This window comes from Polaribacter vadi (genome assembly GCF_001761365.1).
Classification (GTDB): domain Bacteria; phylum Bacteroidota; class Bacteroidia; order Flavobacteriales; family Flavobacteriaceae; genus Polaribacter; species Polaribacter vadi.
Map to the genome: position 1 here is coordinate 703,729 of NZ_CP017477.1, position 22,220 is coordinate 725,948.

Consider the following 22,220-nt stretch of genomic DNA (forward strand, 5'->3'; position numbering starts at 1 on the left):
AATTTATTTCAATTAAAAACCACTATACTCTTTATGAATATAGTGGTTTTTAGTTTTTTAAATACTAAAAAAATTAGTTTCTTTTCGTCAATAAAAGTTTGTGTATAAAACGTAATTTTTCAATAATTACTGGCGAAATCACAAAAGGATAAATATCAGGAATTCCCATTGCTCTGTTCATACTATTTACAGCAAACGACAAAGGAACACAGTTTTCTACAATTTTGTCGAAATTTTCGATGGTATAAGGATCAAAAGAAATACTTGTTTTAAAATCGTCATTATCTGCAATAGAGTTGACACTTATTTTAAAGAAATAACCAGTTTCAACCATGTCCATAATATGCAAATAATGTGCCCAAGTTTCTGCCCAATCTTCCCAAGGATGAGAAGTTGCATACTGACTTATAAACTCTTTTTGCCAATCTTTTGGTGTTTCTGTTTTATAATACGTTTCTAAAGCCTTGCCATAATCTTGCGATTCGTTTCCAAAAATAGTTCTGTATTCTGCTAAAGTATCAGGATTATCTCTAATTAATCGATCCCAGAAATAATGCCCAACTTCGTGCCTTAAATGCCCAACCAAAGTTCTGTAAGGTTCTTTTAATTGTTTACGAGCCTTTTCTCTCAAAACAGAATTCCCTTCACGAATTAAAATAGTAACCACACCATTGGCATGTCCTGTCATTAATTTTGGATTGCTTTTATTCGATACAAAATCGAAACACAAACCAATATCATCATTGTCCATTTTATTTGGCAAAGACAAACCAATTTTTTGCAATTGATAAATTAAACGATGTTTTGCGATTTCCATGTGCGTCCAATTTTCGAAATTATCAGCATCAGCAAGTTTAGGAATTGTTCTATTTAATTGGCAAGCAGAACAAAATTCTTCAGGAGAATCTTTTTCTAACACCCAGTTACAAACACTATATTCTTTGTTTTTACAAAATTTGTATTCAATACCTTCCCTATCAGAAATAAGGGTGTCATTTGCAAAATCGAACGTAAGCATTTTACGATCTTCAGCTCTGTAACCCGTTAAATGTCCACAATTATCACATTCAACATTTTCAAAATAAATGGAGGTTTTACAATTGCCACATTGAAATATTTTCATAAGATTTTACAATTTAATAATCGGTAAAATTATACTATTTATTTGATGTTTTTTAAAATAAAATCATCTCAAATAAAATTTTATTTTCAAACATTACAACTCATAATTTCAATTTACCAATCAATAGGAAAATAATCTTTTAAGAATTTTCCAGACCAATGTTTGCCAGTATTAATCCCATCAATTAAAGGATCCATAACTCTTGCAGCACCATCAACAATATCTAAAGGTGGTTGGAAATCGTGCACTTCCACTTTCTTTTTTGATAATTCAGCAGGATCTTCATCTGTTACCCAACCTGTATCAACAGCATTCATATAAATACCTTTTTTTGCAAATGTTGCTGATGAAGTATGGGTTAGCATATTCAACGCTGCTTTTGCCATATTTGTATGTGGATGTCTGTCTTCTTTTTTAAAGCGATGAAATTTCCCTTCCATTGCAGAAACGTTGATAATGTGCTTTTTACCTGTGTTTTCTTTCATCATTAAGTTTGATAGTCGATTACACAACACAAAAGGTGCAACTGCATTTACTAGTTGAACTTCCACCATTTCTGTGGTTTCAATTTCTCCTAATTTTAAACGCCAACTATTGGTTTTTCTTAAATCTACTTGTTGTAAATCTGCGTCTAATTTTCCTTCAGGAAAAACTTCTGCAGTTTGTAAAGAGTTATCAAAACTATAAGGAATTTGAGATAATTCAGCCGAATTTCTCAAACCAATTCCTGGTTCTGGTCCATGCCAAGTTACTGGCAACACATTATTTTTATTGGTTTTGTTTGATGAAATACTCAAATCTGAAATCTCCTGCAAACATTCTTGATGATTTTCTAATAATCTTTGCGCTAATTTTGGTAATTCAGTAATTGGTTTCTTTTCATTTTCCATTAAATGATGATAAAAACCTGAAGGTCTTCTTACTGTTTGTGCAGCATTGTTGATTAAAATATCTAATCGATCATATTTTTGCTCAATATAATTACAGAAAATTTCTACACTTGGTATGTGTCTTAAATCCAACCCATGAATGTGCAAACGATGGCTCCAATCTTTGTAATCTTCTTCTTTAGAAAATCGAATTGCAGAATCTGCAGGAAAACGCGTAGTTGCAATTACAGTGGCTCCAGAACGTAAAGCCATTAAAGTAATATGATACCCAATTTTTAAACGAGATCCTGTAATTACAGCAACCTGTCCTTTTAAATCTGTTGTTTGAAAGCGTTTTGCATAATTCAAGTCACCACATTCTGTACACATCGTATCATAAAAATGATGCAATTTTGTATACACAGTTTTACAAACGTAGCAATTTCTTGGAGATTCTAATTCTGGTGTATCTTCATTAAGTTGTGCTGCTCCTAATAATTTTGGTGCAACAAATAAAGCAGCTTCTCTTGCAGAACGAATTCCAGTCGATTTTCTTGCATGTTTATCGCTTTCAATTTGCTTACGTTTTGCAGCTTTTTTAGCATCTTTTCTTCTTCGTTGAAATTCATCACGATTTGGTCTTGACAATTCTCCTGCTACTTTTAATAAAGCAACTCTTTGTGCTTCTGGTAACTCAAAAAGCTGATTGGTATCATCCAACAAACCTTGTATTGTTTGAATACAATTAGTAATTTCTGGATTGTTTTTTTTATCACTCATAATAATGGTAAAACGAATTTTACTGATGATTTTATACTAGTTCTCGATACAATTATGCAAAAAAGCATAATCACTCGAACTGACATAGTTAATTTTTCTTTTAAACCATTACTGAATGTCACTTCGAGTGAAATTCTTTTTTAAGAATTTTGTATCGAGAAGTTTTTAATTATTTTCTCTTTTTCTTTTTAACAACTTCTACTTTTGAGATTTTAGAATTTGCATTTGCCAAATAATCTGCCAACACTTTTTCAATCAATTCTTCTTTGGTTAAATGATGAAAAACCGTTCTTACTTTTCTTTTAAAATCTTCGGAAACCGTTTTATTTGGTTTTGTTTTAAAAATCTTTTTTGCCCAAAGCAAACCATTGTTTTCTTCAATACTATTTGCATTTGCTTTTTTATACGCATTAAAAGTGATGCCTAATTCTTTTTCGAAATCGGCAATATCAACAGCTTCTTCTTGTTGAATAATCGTTAAAGAAAAGCCCTTTGCTCCTGCTCTTGCAGTTCGTCCACTTCTATGCACATATGCATCATAGGTGTCTGGCAAATGATAATTTACAACATATTCAATTTCCTTTACATCAATTCCTCTTGCAGCTAAATCTGTTGCTACTAAAATATCAATATGTCCTTCACGAAATTGGCCCATAATTCTGTCACGAATTCCTTGAGTTAAACTTCCATGAATTGCACCAGATGAAAACTTATTAATGGCTAAATTTTTAGCTAATTTATTAACAGCAGCTTTTGTTTTACAGAAAATAATCCCTCTTTTTCCTTCTTTCGAATTTAAAAAATGTAATAAAACTTCTAATTTTTCAATTGGTTCTACAATTACATATTGATGTTCAATTCCCTGATGCCCAACAGTTTTCATATCAGCTTCAATCTGAACAACTTCTTTAGCCATATAGTTATTTACCAATTGTCTAATGGCACCAGACATCGTTGCTGTAAATAATAAAGTTCTTCTTTTTTTAGGAATTTCTGTAATAATAGCATCCAATCCTTCTTTTAAAGCGCTCACCATTTCATCAGCTTCATCTAAAATAAAATAAGAAATATTTTTTATGTTGATGGCTTCTCTGCTCACCAAATCTGCCAATCTTCCTGGAGTTGCAACTACAATATGTGTCGTTTCTTTTAAACGCTCAATTTGAGGTTTTATAGGAATTCCTCCACAAATTACTGCTATTGATATTTCTGGAGAAAACTTTGCAAAAGATGCTAAGTTTGCATGAATTTGTTGACCTAATTCTCTTGTTGGCGCTAAAATAACTGCTTGAATATTGTTGTTTTTAATATCAATCAATTGTAATAAAGGCAACCCAAAAGCAGCAGTTTTACCTGTTCCTGTTTTTGCTAAAGCAACAACATCTGCTGTTTTATTAAGAATTATAGGAATTACTTTTTTTTGAATATCTGTAGGTTCAGAAATATTTAAATCGAGTAAACTTTGTTGAATTTGTTCGTTAATTCCTAAATCAGAAAACTTTTTAGACATAATTTAATTTTGGGCAAAGATAAAGACACTTTTAAAAGAAATCTTACTAAATGGTTTATAATTCTACTGAATGTTTACTTCTTTATGTTCAAATTTAGATTTTGAATTTAAAGACTTTATTTTTTGCTGATTTTTGTTTTTTAAAATTTAATTGAAAAATCAATCTAAATCATAAATACTAAGTGTATGTATTCAAAAATATTTTATGAATTGATAATTATAATTCTTACTTTTAATTAAATTAATGGCACAAATTTTGAGCGATATTAAACTTACTATCCATCTTATGAAAAATAAAATAATATTCCTTTTCCTTTTTTCTCCCTTTTTATTTTTAGCACAATCAAATTCAAATGTTACTCTTAAAACAATTTCAGGTTTTGTTTCTTTTGATAACAAAAAGCTGCAAAATGTAAATGTATTTGTAGAAAATTCAACCAATTATGCAGTAACAGATTCCATTGGATATTATAGCATAAAAGCTAAAGAAGGCGATTTTTTAAACTTTAATTTTGTTGGTTTAGAAGATGTTATAATTCTGGTAGAAGACGTTACCTCTATTCTTAATATTGAAATGAAAAAAGAAAAAGGGATCACTTTTTCACGTTCTAATGATAATTTAAAATTAGGTGGAACTACAATTGGAGATTACTTTGAGGGCACTTTAAAACAAGTTATCAATGGAAAAGATTTAAACCCAGAAGCAACTTCACTTTCTAGAGCTATTGAAGAAAAAATTCCAAGTTTACGAGTTAAAATAAATGATTTTGGTGAAGAAATTATATATCAAAGAGGAAGAGAGTTGAATGGGCCACCTGTTTGGATCTTCGATAAAGTTTTATATGATTTACCTATTCCTGTTTTTATAAACGAGGTAGAAAATATTTTAGTAATCAATACTGAAACCAACAAATTATATATTCAAGTGAATACCACCATTAATTATAAAACTGTTTCAGGGATTGATTTTGATAGTTACTATTTTATTGATGATGATTTTTATCAGAATGATGCCATTGCTTACAAAAGATTAAAAGTTGGAGAACCTGAATTTTTAAAAAAATATAAAGGAAGATTTAAGGCTGATGAAGCTTTGAAACTTTATCAAGAAACGTACGAAGCAGAAAAAAATAATGCCAATTATCATTTAAGCATATTGCAACATTTTAAAGATGAAAAATATGATAAAAACACTTTGTTAAAAGTGTTGGCAGATTTTGAAGAATACTCTAACAATCCAGAAGATTTAAAGGCTATTGCTTATAAATATCAAGAATTAGATGAACATGAAAAAGCGCTTTCTGTTTATAAAAATATATTAAAATTAAGACCCAATTATAGTCAATCTTACAGAGATGTTGCCAATGTTTTACTGGATTTAAAAGAGTACGCTCAGGCTTGGAAAGCGTATCTATTCTATTTCAATAACGATTTTAATATTGAAGATAATGATATTGGAGAAATTTTAGTATCAGAAATGATTGCTACAGAAAGTAACGAAGGAAATGAAAATTCTCCTCAAAAAATTAAAGTTAATAGTCCCACTAAAAATACCGAAAGTGATGTAAGAGTTGTTTTTGAATGGAATACTTCTGAAGCTGAGTTTATGCTAGAATTTGTAAACCCAACTGCACAAACGTATGAAATTGAGAATTCAACTCATATAAATAATGGTTTAATTATAGATCAAAAAGAAAAAGGCTATACCTCTAAAGAAATTTTTATTGATGATTTATTAGATGGAAATTGGTTGGTAAACTTAACCTATTTAGGAAATAAACAATACAAACCAACTGTTTTTAAAGCAACAACATATTACAATTGGGGCAGAGAAAATCAACGAAAAGAAATAAATGTTTTTGATTTTATAGTAACCGATAAAAAAACTGAGTTGCTAAAATTGAATAAAAAATCGTTTTAAATTACTGTCTTTCAACCCTAAAACAAATTCCTTCTAAGTGAATTTTGTGTTCCGTAAATTCTACTTTATCAATTGAATTTATGGAATACAACAACTTACCAACAGAAGAAGATGCGTTTATAATTGCATGAAGTAGTTCATATTGATGATAGATCATTAAATTGGCCAGCAAAGATAAATTGCTATTGAGAAGGTTTTCTAAAGTTGGTCTTCCAGCATTTTTATAAGCTATTAGCACTTCTAAATCGAAACAATCATCTTCTAAAATTTCATTTTCACGAAATTCTGAAAATTGCTTGGAGAATTTTTCCATAAAAATATGAATGTCTATTTCTAAAGAATATTTCAAACGCTCCTCACCTTCCCATCTTTGCATTTGTCCGTAATTAAATTCTGGAACTATAAATAAAGAAGTATCGGTTTTTTTATTATTTAAAACTATTTTCATTACATAAATATATCCATTTTTTTTGAGAAACGAAATTAGAAACAAAACCAAGGATTTTTTAAGTTTTACTCAAAAATGATTCTTTCTTGGTTTATCAACAAAAAGAAAAAATATGTAAATTAAAAAGAGCTAAAATGATCCCGATATAAAATTGGCCCGATATAAAATTGGGATTAGTTCAACTTACAATTTTTAAAACGTTGCTTCGCAACTTTTTAAATTTGAGTTTCACTAATAATTATCAACATCAATAATAAACCTAATTGGTCTAAAATCTTTTACAGCTTCAAAGGTATTTCTTATTTTAGTAACTTGATTTTTTGTGTTTGCTAAACTTTGTTTTGGTGGAATTTTAATCACAATATTCTTTATATATTGATTTCGAATTCTAGAAACTGCAGGCGCTGTTGGGCCTAAAACATTTTCTCCAAAAGAATTATAAAGCGCTTTAAAAAGCCAATTGACACCAGTGTCAACTTTGTTAAAATCTCTGTGTTTCAGTGTAATTTTTATCGTCCTAAAATAAGGAGGATATTTATATTGCCAACGTTCTTGCAACTGTTCTTTATACATTTCTGTATAGTTTGTGCTAGAAACCTGTTGTAATATTTTATGATAAGGATTGTAGGTTTGAATTGCAACATTTCCTTGTTTTTTACTTCTTCCTGCTCTTCCAGAAACTTGCACCATCATTTGATACGCTCTTTCATGTGCTCTAAAATCTGGAAAATTAAGCATGGTATCTGCATTTAGAATTCCCACTAAAGAAACATTATCAAAATCTAACCCTTTGGAAAGCATTTGTGTTCCTACCAAAATATCGATTTCTCTTGCTTCAAAAGCGCCAATTATTTTTTGATATCCGAATTTTCCACGAGTCGTATCTAAATCCATTCTTCCAATTTTAAAATCAGGGAATAATTCTTTTAATTCTAATTCAATTTGCTCAGTTCCAAAACCTTTAGTATCTAAAGTATTGCTTCCACAAGCAGCACAACTATTGGGCATTGCTCGTTGATAATTGCAATAATGGCAACGTAATTCGTTTTTAAATTTATGATACGTTAAAGAAACATCGCAATTTGGGCATTGAGGAGCCACTCCACAGGTTTTGCATTCAACCACAGGCGAATATCCACGTCTATTTTGAAATAGAATAATTTGCTCTTTTTCATCTAAAGCTTCTTGAATTAATTTAAGCATTCTATCAGAAAAATGACCTTTCATTTCCTTTTTTCTGTGCTTTTCTTTCACATCAATCAACTCTATTTTTGGGAGTTGAACATTTCCAAAACGTCTATTTAATTCCACAAAACCATATTTGTTTTGCTGTGCATTAAAATAGCTTTCTAAAGAGGGTGTTGCAGAACCTAATAAAATTTTTGCGTTATGTAATTTTGATAAAACAATGGCTGAATCACGTGCATTATATCTTGGAGAAGGCTCAAACTGTTTGTAAGAAGTTTCATGTTCTTCATCTACCACAATCAACCCTAAATTAGAAAATGGTAAAAATATAGATGATCTTGCTCCTAAAATAATTTGTGCTTTACTTTTGTTTTCTAACACATTATTCCAAACTTCTACTCTTTCATTCATAGAATATTTGGAGTGAAATACCGAAATTTGATCTCCAAAATAAACTTGTAAACGTGTAATTATTTGTGTTGTTAATGCAATTTCTGGCAACAAGAACAATACTTGTTTTCCTGCATCTAAAACTTCTTGAATTAATTTTGTGTACACTTCTGTTTTTCCAGAACTTGTTATTCCGTGCAAAAGTGTTACATCATTATTTGTAAAAGTTTCTTTGATTTCTTTTAAGGCGGTTTCTTGAAATTCGTTTAGTTCTTTTAAATCGTTTGTATCGCCTTTAAAATTAATTCTATCTATTTGAATTTCATAAAACTCAAAAATATTTTTATCAACCAAAGACTTCAAAACTGATGCAGAAACATTTGCTTTGGTTTCTAAATCCTTCGCTTTTATGGGCTTTTTTGTAGTTGATAACTGAAAAAAAGTTAGTACTGCATCTCGTTGTTTTTTTGCTCTAGATAATTCTTCTAAAAGTGCATTTAGAGATTCATCAGAATTATAAGAGGCATGTAAACGAACATATTTTACTAATTTTGGTTTGTATTGCTCATAAATTTGCTCCTTAATATAAATAGCAGATTTTTTAATCAATTCATTAACAGTTGGCATTACTTTTTTCTTCCCTAAAATATCTACAACCTGATGAATTGTTAATTGAGATTGATGTTGCAAAGCTTCGAATATTAAAAACTCATCGTCCTCTAAAATATCTTCGTTATTAAAAGCCTCGTTTTTGTAAACAATTGTTTCGCTTTCTAATAAGAATGCAGAGGGTAAAGCAGCTCTAAAAACATCACCCAAAGAACACATATAATACGTAGAAATCCACTGCCAATGTTTTAATTGTAAATTATTTACAAGGGGTTGTTCATCTAAAATTTGATGAATTTCTTTGGCTTCATATAAAGTTGGTGCGTTTTCATGAATCTTAAAAACCAAACCCGTAAACATTTTAGTTTTGCCAAAAGAAACAGCAACACGCATGCCTTCATTTAAAAAGTTTGCTTCTTCATTGGTTACAGAATACGTGAAAGTTTTCTGAATTGGTATGGGTAATATGACGTCTATATAATACAAAAACTAGAAATAATTAAGTATCAAATTTAATGTTTTAAAATATGTATGGAACATTAAAAATAACTTAATTACAGTTAATTTATAATGAGATAGTTATGCTTTTTTGTTAAATATTAATTTTTTGATGAAAAATTGGAATAAAAATATTAGATTTGAATAACCAAATTTAATCCCCCTAGCATGACTTCAACAGAATGGAAGAGTTATGGCAAATTTATTAAAGTTAAAGATAATAACTTATTTGTCATAGATACTGGAGATGATTTCTCGAATAAAGAAACATTAGTAATTATTAACGGATTTCCAACAACATCTTACGATTATCACAAAATAATACCTTTATTAAGTGAATTTTATAGAGTTGTAATTCACGACCATTTTGGCTTTGGTTTTTCAGATTTACCTGATACCTATTGTTATTCATTAATAGACCAAGCTAATGTTTGTGTAGAACTATGGAAAACATTAAAACTTAAAAGATTTACCATATTATCTGACGGTTTTGGTAATAATATTGGTAAAGAAATTTTATATAGAAAAAACTCTCATTTAATTCCTTTTGATATTAAGAAGCTTATTATTTGTAATAGTTCTAACTATGAAAAGTATATGGATATAAACACCATATCTGCGCTTATAAAAAATAATAAACTCATAAAATATAAAGAAATTATTATGAACTATAAAGAGCAACTTTTTTATGAGGGCTCTAATGATTATGATAAATATAAAGACAAAACTAAAATTAAAGATATTTGGACAAGATTTAATAGTAAACAAGGTCAAAAAGATATTTTAGTTCTATGTTCTTATAATGAAGAAAGCTTTTTGTATTGCCATAGATGGCTGCATGCTGTTAAAGAAACAAAAATTCCAGTTAAAATATTTTGGCGAAAAGATAATCTTGAAAATTTAAAAAATATTTTATTACATGTAGCCTCAAATACACATAATAATGTTGAAATTATTGAGAATTCAAAATGTTTTACTTTAGAAACAAATGCAATTCAATGGATAATGATGGTTCTTAAAGAGATGGATAAAAATGTTTACAACCATTTAAAAACAGCTCAAAAAACTTATTAATATCAATGAATTTTTTAAATTGGAGTAATCAGCATCAAAAAAAATCTATTTTAGGGCAACAAATTTCATATATAGATACAGGTGAATCTGATAAAGACACCCTATTAATAATCCATGGTTATGGTTCTAGTTCTTATGATTATCACAAAATAATTAATGATTTAAAAGAAAACTATAGAGTAATTATTCCAGATTTAGTGGGTTTTGGCTTATCATCAAAACCAACTAATTTTTATTTTTCTATGGTAAATCAAGCAGAAATTTTAATAAATCTGTTAGTCGATTTAAAAATTGATAATTTATCCATAATTACGCAAGGTTTTGGTTCTAGTGTAATGTGTGAATTTTTAAACGTCATAGAAACAAACTCGCTTACTATTGATATTAAAAATATTTTTCTTCTAAATGTAAGCCTTTATTTAGAAGTTAACCTTAATCCTGAAAAGCAAGAAGAATTTTCAAAATTAGCTTCATCAATTTTTCTAAAAATGTCTAGTTCTTATGGGTTATTTAAAAAATATCTTTTACAGCATTTTTTCGATCCAACTTTAATTAGTGAATCTGAATTAAAAGCATCTTGGGAGTTACTAAAAAATAATGATGGTTTAAAAACTTTTAATTTTGCAAGTTACTGGTCTTTAGAAATACAAAACTCAACTTTAAGATGGTTAAAGGTGTTAAAAAATTTAAAAACTAGTACGTATTTTATATTAGGAGACACGAACGAATACAGCGAATATTCTAACATAGAAGACACAAAAAAACTACTTCAAATTAAGGAAACACATATAATTCGTGATTGTGGTTATTTTGTTAGCCTAGAAAAACCTAAGGAATTTGTAGAGATTATAAAAAAAATTATCGTGTAAATAGAGATCCTTAAGCTATAAAAAATAGCTATTTTTTTACAAATATAATTCCCATAATTTTTCATTTAAAAATTATGGGAATTTTTGTTTATATAAAATCTAAAACAATATTTCAATAAGTAATTCATCTTTTAATTTCTATTTATAAACTTTTTAAATGATATGAGACTATTTTTATGTAAAAAAAGGTAAATTAACCTGTTTTATTTCGAGTGATTTTTGAAAATGAAAAAAATCGATACTTAGAAAGAAAAGTTTATTACAAATGTTGATATTAAAGGACTAAAAAAATAAAATTTTGATACGCTACAAAAAAATTAGAGGTCATAAAAGAATTTGGAAATATATAGATAATTGGGTTGCTCAAAATAAATTACTAGATATTGATTCTCTGAAAAGTAGACAGAGAGATTATGTAAAAGTTTGGATTGCACCTTTTGGTAACATTAGTGTTTTAAATAGTGAATTTTCGCCACCAAAAGGGAAAACTAGAAAAAAAATTGTAGATGGAATCTTTGAAATCTATCATCATTGGAAAACTCAACTAGAGGAATTAGGAGAACCTTACTATCTAAAAGTTTGGTACTTCCCAAAAGATGTTTCCAAATGTCAAGTAGTTTGTGCCATTGGCGATTTTACCACATTTTATGATATTACCTTTTTTAAACCAGAAAGTGAGAAACCTTTTCCTGAAAATAAGCGCAATTTAAATTGGGATTATCGAATTCAAGAACATCACATTACTAAAGACGACATTCAAGAACCTGACGATTTTTATTCTGAAAAAGATTATGCAGACAATAAAAAATGGATTGAAAAAAAGATGAAACATCCAAAAACCAGAATTTCAAATCATTCTGATTCCTCAGGAAAAATCACAACCTACTACTCTATCAAAGAATATGATGTTTGGTTAGGAGGAAATTAATTTGAAAAAACACTTTATTTTAGAAAAGTAAATTTTTTCATAACACAACCCATAGAAAATTAAAGTTTAGAGATTTAATTTATAAGATTGAGAAATTGCAGTAAAATAATTTATTATTATTATTTTGTAAATTTAGCTTTTAATATATCCAATTAAAATCAGAGAAACAGTAATTAAAAATTTAGTTATCCTCTTTTATTTACGAGATATGCTTAATAAATGTTATTAAATAGGGATTTGGCAAACATTTAAAAAGAATGAGAATACAATACAAAAAGAAACAACTAAATCTGAATTTATATATGGGTTTAATATGGTTTGCTAATGGAATTGTGCAAACTGTATTTCATGAAAACTCAAGTTGGTTTGACTATTTCTGGTTTTTAATTTCAGGAACTTATTTGATAATATACTTTTATCAGAAAAAGGAAAAATATCTCACTATTGAAAACGGAATTATAAAGCAAAATTGGCCTTTTGGAAAGAAAATGAAACTCAATGAAATAAAAAGAATCAAGCATTTTGTTGGAGAGTATATTCTTAAATCAGAATTAAAGAATATGAAAATCAATATTGGTTTAATAGAAGACGAATCTTCATCTGAATTAAAATTGGAATTGAAAAAACTAAATGTTGAGTGGTATTAAAAAACGATTTACTAACAACATAAATAATATTACAATAACGAGAGAATTAAAGGAAATTTAAATGGGATGAGTCCGACTGAATATCGAAATCATTATTATCAAAATTAATTATAAATTTGTCTAAACTTTTGGGTGCATTTCATTTTCTATTCAGGTTTTATTTGCTAAAAACGTATTGACTAATCTAGTATGATTATTTATGAATAAGCATAAAAAATTATTAGCATTTAAAAATTAGATTATGAAAAATCAAAAATTTTTAGTCCATATTTCTTTAACATTATTATTAATTTCATCTTGTGTCCAAGAACATATTATAAATGATGTTTCTTTTGGAGAGGAAAATTTAATTGAAGAAGAACACTATTTAAATTATTCAATTGGTGATGGACCTTTTGTGAATTTTGAAGATGTTACTTTCAAAAAAATTTTATTAAGTGATTTTGAAATTAATACAAATAAAGATAATGAAATTAGTATTCAGGAAGCTACTCTCTTTGATGGTAATATAGACGTTTCAAGAAAAGGAATTTGGAGTTTAGTTGGTATTGAAAATTTCGTGAATATAGAGTCGCTTAATTGTGGTAATAATAGTATAAAAACTTTAGATTTAACCAAAAACATTCATTTAACAAGTCTTGGTTGTGGTAATAATCCTTTTAACAAAATTGATCTTACAAAAAACAGCAACATAAAACATTTAGATATTAGAACCACAAATCTAGTTACTTTGGATCTTTCTAAAAATGTTAATTTAATAACTGTCAGAGCAATGTGTAACAATAAATTAAAATTTGTAAACGTTAAAAACAACTATAATACTAATATTTTAATTTTCTTTTTTGATTATTTAAATGATAATTTAGAGTGTGTTCAAGTAGATAATGTTAATTTTTCAGAATCTACTACCAACTGGTTTATAGGATCAAAAGCAACCTATTCTTTGGATTGTTCTTATGGAAGTAGAAATTAAAATAATTTCTCAACATTAAAAATAACGTTTACTAAGGAAGTAAGATAGATCTATTTGCCAAAACTTATTTAACTTTAAAATTTTGAATGATTTGTAAATTCAAAAATAGTACAGTTTAAAAAATCCATAAATTAGCAAACAAGTTTAGCCCTGATTGAAGCATTTGTTTGAGCTCTTTTTTGCTTTTTTCAGGCATAAAAAAGCGAGTGCTGAAAGCAGGAAATAGCTCCAAAAAAATCTATTCTTCTTCGTCAGATTTTGGTTTACGTTCTTTAATTTTACGAGAACCTTCATACAAATCGTATCGTACAAACTTACAATCTAAATCTCCGTTTTTAAGCGCAAGTCTTTTTGAAGTTCGTAAACCTACAGACTTTAAAGCATCTGTATCTGAAGTAATTAACCAAGCTGTAGAACCTGGATAATTGTGTTTTAAAGTATCGCCAATTTTCTTGTAAAATTCCTGAACATCTATATTTAAACGTTCTCCATAAGGTGGATTGAACAAAATGGTGGTATTCCCAAAAACTTCTTTGGTTGAGTTGAAAAAATTGACATGATGTACGCCAATAAATTCATCTAAATTGGCATTTTCTACATTCGCTTTTGCTTTTTGAACTGCTGAAGGTGCTTTATCAAATCCCATAATTTTAAAATGAGAAGAACGAATTTTCTTTAATAAAGATTCTTGAATGGTAAAATATAAATCTTCATCATAATCTTTCCATTGCTCAAAAGCAAACAACTTTCTGTTGATATTTGCTGGAATATTATTGGCAATCATAGCAGCTTCAATTAAAATTGTACCTGAACCACACATTGGATCTATAAAATTTTCCTCTCCTGTATAGCCTGACAATAAAACCATTCCTGCAGCCAAAACTTCGTTAATTGGAGCAATATTCGTGGCTGTCCTGTAACCACGTTTGTGCAAAGAATCTCCAGAAGAATCTAAAGAAACCGTTAACCAATCTTTCTGAATATGAATGTGGATTTTTACATCTGGATATTTTAAATCTACATTGGGTCTTTTATGGTATTTATGTCTAAAATAATCTGCAATGGCATCTTTAGATTTTAGAGAAATATAATGTGAATTCGATGTAAAATTTTTCGAATTTACAACAGCTCCAATTGCAAAAGTACCTTCTGCATCTAAAAAGTTTTCCCACTTAATTTTTTGAATAGATTCGTACAAATCTTCTTCGTCATAAATTTTACAAACTTTTATAGGTTTTAAAATTCTAACAGCCGTTCTTAAAGCAATATTTGCTTTATACATAAAACCTTTATCGCCTCTAAAAGAAACGCTTCTTACAGCTTCTTTAATATCTTGAGCTCCTAAATTTTTCAGTTCTTCTGCCAAAACACCTTCTAAACCAAAAAGTGTTGTTGCTGTCATTTTAAAATCTTTATCCATGCTGCAAAGTTACTATTATAAGTTGGAAGAATGAAGTACGAAGTTTAATTTAGTTTGCAGTAAAAATGGCAGTTTACAGTATCTCACTGAATACTGCTACTGAATACTGCAACTTAAAGACAAAGAATAGTATTTGTAAAAAATGATTTTACAGAACGTAAGATTTAACTACTTTTACAGACTTAAAGAAATAATGAAAGAAAAAGATTGGTTTACAGAATGGTTTAATACAAAGTATTATCATATTCTTTATAAAGATAGAAATAATGCTGATGCACAGTTGTTTATGAAAAACATCACTGAGTTTTTAGCATTACCAAAAACGGCTCATATTTTAGATTTACCTTGTGGAAAAGGGCGTCATTCTGTATTTTTAAATTCTTTGGAATATAAAGTTACTGGTGGTGATTTGGCTGTAAACAGTATAAAAATCGCCAAAAAGTTTGAGAATACTACATTAAAATTTACGGTTCATGATATGCGCGAACCTTTTAACCATAAATACGATGCCATTTTTAACTTGTTTACAAGTTTTGGTTATTTTGAGGATGACAAAGAAGATCTTTTAATTTTACAAAACATAAAAAATGGTTTGCAAAAAGATGGTTTTTTTGTGTTCGATTTTTTAAATGCTGCTTTGGTAAAAGATAATTTAGTTGCTAAAGAAACAAAAGTTGTAGACGATATTACCTTTTATATCACAAGAGAAATTATAAACGGTTTTATAATAAAAAATATTACTTTTTTTGCTGATGACAAACAACATTCTTATACAGAAAGAGTAAAATATTTAGATGAAGCCAAAATGAAATCTTATTTCGAAAAAGTTGGTTTTACAATCATAAATACCTTTGGAGATTATAAATTGAGTGATTTTAATGAAAAAATTTCTAACAGATTAATTTTAGTTGCCAAGTGAATTATATCTTATTAATTACAGCTGTTTTATTAGGTTCTCTGCTAGTTTTATTTGTAAAACCTAGCAAACAAATTGTACGTTTATTATTAGCCTTTAGTGGTGCTTATTTATTATCGGTTACTGTGCTGCATTTATTGCCAGATGTATACACAGTAACAAGCAACAGCACAATTGTTGGTGTTTTTATTCTAGTTGGTATTATTTTACAATCGGTTTTAGAATCTTTTTCTAAAGGTGCAGAACATGGTCATATTCATATTCATTCAGATGGAAAAAAGTTTCCAACATTGTTATTTATAAGTTTATGTTTGCATGCGTTTTCTGAAGGCTTACCCATTCATAATGCTGATGAAAATTTATTATTGGCAATTGTGGTTCATAAAATTCCGATTGCAATTGTGTTAACTTCATTTTTACTTGAAACAAAATACTCAAAAAAGATTGTTTTCAGTTTTCTATTTTTCTTTGGATTCATGAGTCCTTTAGGTGTTTTATTGGGTGATAAAATTCCGTTTTTTACAATGTACGCTACAGAAATTACGGCTTTAATTATTGGGGTTTTCTTACACATTTCCACTATTATTCTTTTTGAAAGCACTGAAAACCATAAATTTAACTTGCAAAAATTTATTGCAATTTTATTAGGTGTTTTGTTAACTGTTTTTACACTATAGTTTTTTTTCCTATATTTAGTGATGAAAATATACCTATTTGTAGGTATGTTATTATTTTGAATATTTCTGATATTTGAAGATATTAACCATAAACTATTTTATAGATGAAAGTAACTTTTGAGAATTTTGAAGACGGACATAAAAAGCACTATCATAAAAACTTTGACATAGCTGAAAGATCAAAAAAAATAAGCTATTTCAATGAAGATAATGATACAATAATCCATATTGAAACTCCTGTAGTTTCAGAAGACTTTCATGTAAAAAAAGTGTTTAATATTTCTACAAAACATTATAAAGCTATTGTAATTCATATTTCTGACAAATCAATAAACCCTTCTAGGGATTCTGATAAGAATAAAATCATGAAAATAGATTTTAATTTTGATGAAATTGATGATACAAATGGGGCTGAAGCTTTAAATATTGAAAAAAAAGACAATATTTATGTAGTTGTTTTTAATGACAATGACGAAATGACCACTTCCTATATAAATGATAAGGTATTTATTATTTTAAAAGATATTATGGTCTCTAATTTAAAATTTAAAGAAAAAGCAATTAGAAAAGATAATGGTAAAAAGAATTTAGATTTTTTATTCGTAGATCCTTTAGAAGGTGGTGGTGGTGTAATTGTTAGAAATCCTTAATTGAAAGTTTTTATACATTTTAGTACTTTCAAACTACAAATCATATTTTTTATGTTTTGTAGTTTTTGTTATGCTCAAAATTCAAAACTAGATTCTGCTTATTACTATTTCAAAAAAGGAGAAAAATTTGATTTTGAAAACAAACATTACAAAGCTTATGAGAGTTATATTCAATCAAAAAAACTGTATATAGCAATTAACAATAAAGATAGTATTGCTAAATGTGATATCAATTTATATTATTTAATTAAGTCACAAAACAATTTAAATGAAGATGCTAAACCTTATTTAGATGATTATTCTAAATATGCAGAAGAAAAAAATGATTCATTAATGTTATTAATAGCAAATAACGCTTATGCAACATATTTTTGGAATCAAGAGTCTATAGGAAAATCTAGGAGATTCTATAAGAAATCTTTATTATTAACAAACAAAGAAGAATTAAAAAAATATAAAGCCTCAGTTTATTTAAATTTAGCTTTATTATATACTTTACAGCAACCAGATTCAGCCAATTACTTTTACAAAAAAACTATTAGTATTTTAGACAGATCTGATAAAAAAACAATGGTTGATTTTTACATTAATTATTCATTGTTCTTTCAAAAACAACGCAATTTTAATGAGGCAATTATTCAATTAAAAAAAGCAGAAGAAATACATTTAGATGCTTATCAATTAAAATATAACAAAATTATTTACGAGAATTTTGCTGATGTGTATAAAAAAATTGGAAATTATAAAAAAGCTTTTGAATATTACAAAAAATTTAATGCAACAAAAGATAGTTTAAATAATACAGCACAAAATATTGCAATTTCTAATTTAGATAAAAAATATAAAAACGATATTGAAAAACAAGAACTTAAAACAAAAAATGAAAAAAAAGAAAAAGAAAATCTTCAATTAAAAATTGATAAAGAAAAAAACAGAAATTTTTTAATAGGTTCTCTCCTATTTATTTTATTAGGTGGAATTATTGCAACACTGACCCTTAAAAACTCTAGAAAAAAAATAAAACTTGCAGAAAAAGACAAAGAAATCGCAACCCAAAAAAATATTACTTTTCTTAAAGAGCAGGAATTAAGTATTATAAATGCAATGGTAGGTGGTCAAGAAAAAGAGCGAAAAAGAATTGCTGAAGATTTGCACGACAATTTAGGTTCTGTTTTAGCTACTTTAAAATTACATTTCGAAAACTTAAAAATTAACAGAGAAAAAAAGAAAATTAATCAAGAAGAATTATTTGATAAAACTGAAAGTTTAATAGATCAAGCTTATTTAAAAGTAAGAAGTATTGCACATGCTAAAAATGCTGGAGTTATTGCTAATCAAGCTTTATTAATAGCTTTACAAATAATGGCTGAAAAAATATCATTAGCCGATAAAATTAAAATTGAAGTGGTTCATTTTGGGCTAAATGAGCGTTTAGAAAATAGTTTAGAAATCACCATTTTTAGGATTATTCAAGAATTAATAACAAATATTATTAAACATGCTGATGCCAAAAATGCGACGATTAATATTTCTTTATATGATAAAAATTTAAACATTATTATCGAAGATGATGGAAAAGGTTTTGATATTAATAAAGTGGATTTAAAAGAAGGAATGGGAATTAGCTCCATAAAAACAAGAGTAAAGCATCTAAATGGCACTTTTAATATTGATGCAACTCCTGGAAAAGGAAGTTCTATAATTTTAGATATTCCTATTACATAATTACTTATTTATAGGGATTTTAAAAACTAAAAAAAAGCTTATTTTTATAGAAAATGAAACTATGATTACAGTTATAATGGCAGAAGATCATCAAATGTTAATTGATGGTGTAACCTCTTTTTTTGAATATAATGATGAAATTAACATTATTGGTAGCGTTAATAATGGTGAGGAACTTATAAAATTAGTAAGTTTAAAACAGCCTAAATTAGTTATTACAGATATTAGAATGCCAATTATGGATGGTATTCAAGCTACTAAAATCATCAAAAAAAAATTCCCTCACATTAATGTTTTGGCAATGACCATGTTCGATCAACCAGAAGCGATTAAACAAATGTTAGATGCTGGTGCAACTGGTTATATTTTAAAAAATTCAGGGATAAAAATGTTATCAAAAGCCATTATTGCTGTTGCTAATAGACAAACTTTTTTTGACCCAAATGTGGCTTTCAATTTTATGAATAATTACATAGATGATAACGTAACTATTGGAAAATCTGATAAGATTATTTTATCAAACAGAGAAAAAGAAATTTTAAATTTAATTGCAAACGGAAAAACATCTAAAGAAATTTCTGAAACATTATTCATCGCAAAAACAACTGTAGATACGCATCGTAAAAACATGATTCGTAAACTAGATTTATCTTCTGGAAATGAATTGGTTAAATATGCTATTGATATGAAGTATCAATTTTAATTACCAACTTCATTAAAAAATTTAATTCGCATTAAACGCAATTCATCTTCATCATAATCCCCATCAAATTCACTTAAAGCTTCCTCAATATCATCGGTTTCAGCTTCCATAAAATATTCGTGAATTTCTTCTTGTTGATCTTCATCTAATAAATCATCTAAAGCATAATCGATATTTAGTTTGGTTCCAGAAAAAATGATAACTTCCATTTCTTTAATCAACTCATTCATTTCCAAACCTTTGGATTTTGCAATATCATCTAAAGGTAATTTCTTATCTGTATTTTGAATAATTGATAGTTTTAAACCTGAATTTACACCTGTACTTTTTACAATTAAATCATCTGGTCTTAAAATATCGTTTTCATCAACATAATTTGTAATAAGTTGTATAAAATCTTTACCAAATTTTCTTGCTTTCCCTTCTCCTACTCCATGAACAGTCGCTAATTCTGTTAAAGTTATTGGGTATTTTAAAGCCATATCATCTAAAGAAGGATCTTGAAAAACGGCAAATGGAGGTACTCCTTGCTTTATAGCTACTTTTTTACGCAAATTCTTTAAAAGACTAACTAATTTTTCATCAGCAACACCACCAGAAGATTTTGCATTGGTAACAATTGCTTGATCATTTTCTTCATTATAAATATGATCTTCTGTCATTAAAAAAGAAGTAGGATTTTTAATAAAATTTTCTCCTTTTTTTGTTAATTTTATAACTCCATATTGTTCTATTTCTTTTTTGATAAAATTTACGACCAAAACTTGGCGAATTAAAGCCATCCAATATGCAGCATTTTTGTCTTTACCAATTCCAAAATAAGGTAATAAATGTGTTTTGTGAGATGTTAATAAAGCATTTTCTTTACCTATAATTGTATTTACAACCTCTTTAGATTTATACTTTTGTAGTGTATCTCTTACTACTTTTAAAAGTAATACAACATTATCTTTAGCCTCATGCTTTTTCTTTGGATTTCTAGAATTATCATCCATATCAGCTCCAAGTCCATTCACTTCATCAAAATCTTCACCAAAATAATGCAATAAATACTTACGTCTGTTCATGGAAGTTTCTGCATAACCAACAACTTCTTGTAACAATGCATGTCCAATTTCTTGTTCTGCAATAGGTTTGCTAGCCATAAATTTCTCTAACTTTTCAATGTCTTTATAAGCATAAAAAGCTAAACAATAACCTTCTCCATCATCTCTTCCTGCTCTACCCGTTTCTTGATAATAACTTTCTAAACTTTTAGGAATGTCATGATGAATTACAAAACGAACATCTGGCTTGTCAATTCCCATCCCAAAAGCAATGGTTGCTACTACAACATCACAATCTTCCATCAAAAACATATCTTGATGTTTTACACGTGTTTTAGCATCTAAACCTGCATGATAAGGAACAGCTTTTACACCATTTACTTGTAAAACTTGGGCAATTTCTTCTACTTTTTTACGACTTAAACAGTAAATAATTCCAGATTTTCCTTCTCGTTGTTTTACAAAACGAATAATATCTTTTTGAACATCTTCTGTTTTTGGTCTTATCTCATAAAATAAATTAGCTCTATTAAAAGAAGCTTTAAACCTGTTTGCATCTGTAATTCCTAAAGTTTTTAGAATATCTTCTTGCACTTTTTCTGTTGCAGTTGCAGTTAAACATATAATAGGCACATTATCTATTGCTTTAATAATATGTTTTAAATTTCTATATTCTGGTCTAAAATCATGCCCCCATTCAGAAATACAATGTGCTTCATCAATAGCCACAAAAGAAATTTTTTGGGTTCTTAAAAAAGAAACATATTCTTCTTTAATTAAAGATTCTGGAGCAACATAGAGCAATTTTGTGATACCACTTGCAATATCTTCCTTTACTTGAGCAACATCCGTTTTATTTAAAGAAGAGTTTAAAACATGTGCAACTCCATGATGTTCAGAGATACCTCTAATGGCATCTACTTGATTTTTCATCAATGCAATTAATGGAGAAACCACAATTGCTGTTCCTTCTGCCATTAAAGCTGGTAATTGATAACATAAAGATTTGCCTCCACCTGTTGGCATTATTACAAAAGTATTATTATTGTTAACAATACTTCTTATGACTTCTTCTTGCAGTCCTTTGAATTTATTAAAACCAAAAAACTTTTTAAGAGGACTATGTAAATCCATTCAATATAAATTTTGTTGAAAATTAAAAGATAACCTTTAATTATATTATTTGTGCAAACTTATTTTTATAGTAAATTTGTCTTATAAACATATCTAAAGATATAACTTTTTTTTATTCTGAT

At 27.8% G+C, this 22,220-nt stretch carries 18 protein-coding genes and 1 pseudogene; 12 read left to right on the forward strand and 7 right to left on the reverse strand.

The window, feature by feature from the left end; all coding sequences use genetic code 11:
- Positions 1-73 precede the first annotated feature (73 nt).
- The 3 genes from LPB03_RS03200 to LPB03_RS03210 all read right to left on the reverse strand — a co-directional run bounded on the left by LPB03_RS03200 (position 74) and on the right by LPB03_RS03210 (position 4,282).
- Entirely contained in the window at positions 74-1,123 is a 1,050-nt protein-coding gene (locus tag LPB03_RS03200; protein ID WP_065319308.1) for a zinc-binding metallopeptidase family protein, read from the reverse strand.
- 113 nt (positions 1,124-1,236) lie between these two features.
- Positions 1,237-2,772, reverse strand: a complete 1,536-nt coding sequence (locus tag LPB03_RS03205; RefSeq protein WP_065319307.1) for an SDR family NAD(P)-dependent oxidoreductase — start codon at positions 2,770-2,772, stop codon at positions 1,237-1,239.
- A gap of 169 nt (positions 2,773-2,941) precedes the next feature.
- The gene (locus LPB03_RS03210) at positions 2,942-4,282 is read right to left on the reverse strand and encodes a DEAD/DEAH box helicase (protein ID WP_065319306.1); all 1,341 of its coding nucleotides are present in this window, start codon (positions 4,280-4,282) and stop codon (positions 2,942-2,944) included.
- Positions 4,283-4,568: 286 nt separating this feature from the next.
- Here LPB03_RS03210 and LPB03_RS03215 point away from each other — a divergent pair, with 286 nt between their 5' ends.
- Positions 4,569-6,203, forward strand: coding sequence for a DUF2135 domain-containing protein (locus LPB03_RS03215; RefSeq protein WP_065319305.1), 1,635 nt, complete (start codon positions 4,569-4,571; stop codon positions 6,201-6,203).
- A 1-nt stretch (position 6,204) separates the two neighbouring features.
- Here LPB03_RS03215 and LPB03_RS03220 read toward each other — a convergent pair whose 3' ends face one another.
- On the reverse strand, positions 6,205-6,651 hold the full coding sequence (locus LPB03_RS03220) for a hypothetical protein (RefSeq protein ID WP_070239013.1): 447 nt from the start codon (positions 6,649-6,651) through the stop codon (positions 6,205-6,207).
- 231 nt (positions 6,652-6,882) lie between these two features.
- Positions 6,883-9,324 carry a replication restart helicase PriA gene (gene priA / locus LPB03_RS03225; RefSeq protein ID WP_170324212.1) on the reverse strand — a complete coding sequence of 814 codons (2,442 nt, stop codon included), beginning with the start codon at positions 9,322-9,324 and terminating at the stop codon, positions 6,883-6,885.
- A 180-nt stretch (positions 9,325-9,504) separates the two neighbouring features.
- Here priA and LPB03_RS03230 point away from each other — a divergent pair, with 180 nt between their 5' ends.
- The 6 genes and pseudogenes from LPB03_RS03230 to LPB03_RS03250 all read left to right on the forward strand — a co-directional run bounded on the left by LPB03_RS03230 (position 9,505) and on the right by LPB03_RS03250 (position 13,827).
- Entirely contained in the window at positions 9,505-10,410 is a 906-nt protein-coding gene (locus LPB03_RS03230; RefSeq protein ID WP_065319303.1) for an alpha/beta fold hydrolase, read from the forward strand.
- A 5-nt stretch (positions 10,411-10,415) separates the two neighbouring features.
- Complete coding sequence (locus LPB03_RS03235) at positions 10,416-11,279, forward strand: alpha/beta fold hydrolase (protein ID WP_065319302.1); 864 nt, start codon at positions 10,416-10,418, stop codon at positions 11,277-11,279.
- A gap of 298 nt (positions 11,280-11,577) precedes the next feature.
- Positions 11,578-12,207, forward strand: coding sequence for a hypothetical protein (locus LPB03_RS03240; RefSeq protein WP_065319301.1), 630 nt, complete (start codon positions 11,578-11,580; stop codon positions 12,205-12,207).
- Between the two features lie 257 nt (positions 12,208-12,464).
- The gene (locus LPB03_RS03245) at positions 12,465-12,854 is read left to right on the forward strand and encodes a hypothetical protein (RefSeq protein WP_065319300.1); all 390 of its coding nucleotides are present in this window, start codon (positions 12,465-12,467) and stop codon (positions 12,852-12,854) included.
- Between the two features lie 27 nt (positions 12,855-12,881).
- Positions 12,882-12,962, forward strand: a pseudogene (locus tag LPB03_RS16935) (IS3 family transposase); the annotation flags it as partial.
- A 133-nt stretch (positions 12,963-13,095) separates the two neighbouring features.
- A complete protein-coding gene (locus LPB03_RS03250; RefSeq protein ID WP_065319299.1) occupies positions 13,096-13,827 on the forward strand; it encodes a hypothetical protein in 732 nt (243 codons plus the stop codon).
- A 238-nt stretch (positions 13,828-14,065) separates the two neighbouring features.
- Here LPB03_RS03250 and LPB03_RS03255 read toward each other — a convergent pair whose 3' ends face one another.
- Positions 14,066-15,247 carry a THUMP domain-containing class I SAM-dependent RNA methyltransferase gene (locus LPB03_RS03255; RefSeq protein ID WP_065319298.1) on the reverse strand — a complete coding sequence of 394 codons (1,182 nt, stop codon included), beginning with the start codon at positions 15,245-15,247 and terminating at the stop codon, positions 14,066-14,068.
- 193 nt (positions 15,248-15,440) lie between these two features.
- On the opposite strand from LPB03_RS03255, the gene LPB03_RS03260 reads away from it, so the two are divergent.
- The 5 genes from LPB03_RS03260 to LPB03_RS03280 all read left to right on the forward strand — a co-directional run bounded on the left by LPB03_RS03260 (position 15,441) and on the right by LPB03_RS03280 (position 19,918).
- Complete coding sequence (locus LPB03_RS03260) at positions 15,441-16,166, forward strand: methyltransferase domain-containing protein (protein ID WP_065319297.1); 726 nt, start codon at positions 15,441-15,443, stop codon at positions 16,164-16,166.
- Entirely contained in the window at positions 16,163-16,840 is a 678-nt protein-coding gene (locus LPB03_RS03265) for a ZIP family metal transporter (RefSeq protein ID WP_065319296.1), read from the forward strand. The genes LPB03_RS03260 and LPB03_RS03265 overlap by 4 nt, the downstream gene beginning before the upstream one ends.
- A 104-nt stretch (positions 16,841-16,944) precedes the next feature.
- A complete protein-coding gene (locus tag LPB03_RS03270) occupies positions 16,945-17,490 on the forward strand; it encodes a hypothetical protein (protein ID WP_065319295.1) in 546 nt (181 codons plus the stop codon).
- A 51-nt stretch (positions 17,491-17,541) separates the two neighbouring features.
- The gene (locus tag LPB03_RS03275) at positions 17,542-19,215 is read left to right on the forward strand and encodes a sensor histidine kinase (RefSeq protein WP_065319294.1); all 1,674 of its coding nucleotides are present in this window, start codon (positions 17,542-17,544) and stop codon (positions 19,213-19,215) included.
- Between the two features lie 61 nt (positions 19,216-19,276).
- Complete coding sequence (locus LPB03_RS03280; protein WP_065319293.1) at positions 19,277-19,918, forward strand: response regulator; 642 nt, start codon at positions 19,277-19,279, stop codon at positions 19,916-19,918.
- Here the strand turns inward: LPB03_RS03280 and LPB03_RS03285 are convergent.
- Positions 19,915-22,098 (reverse strand): ATP-dependent DNA helicase RecQ, encoded by a 2,184-nt coding sequence (locus LPB03_RS03285; protein WP_065319292.1) that lies wholly within the window; start codon positions 22,096-22,098, stop codon positions 19,915-19,917. The two genes, LPB03_RS03280 and LPB03_RS03285, sit on opposite strands and share 4 nt — an antisense overlap.
- Positions 22,099-22,220: the final 122 nt, after the last annotated feature.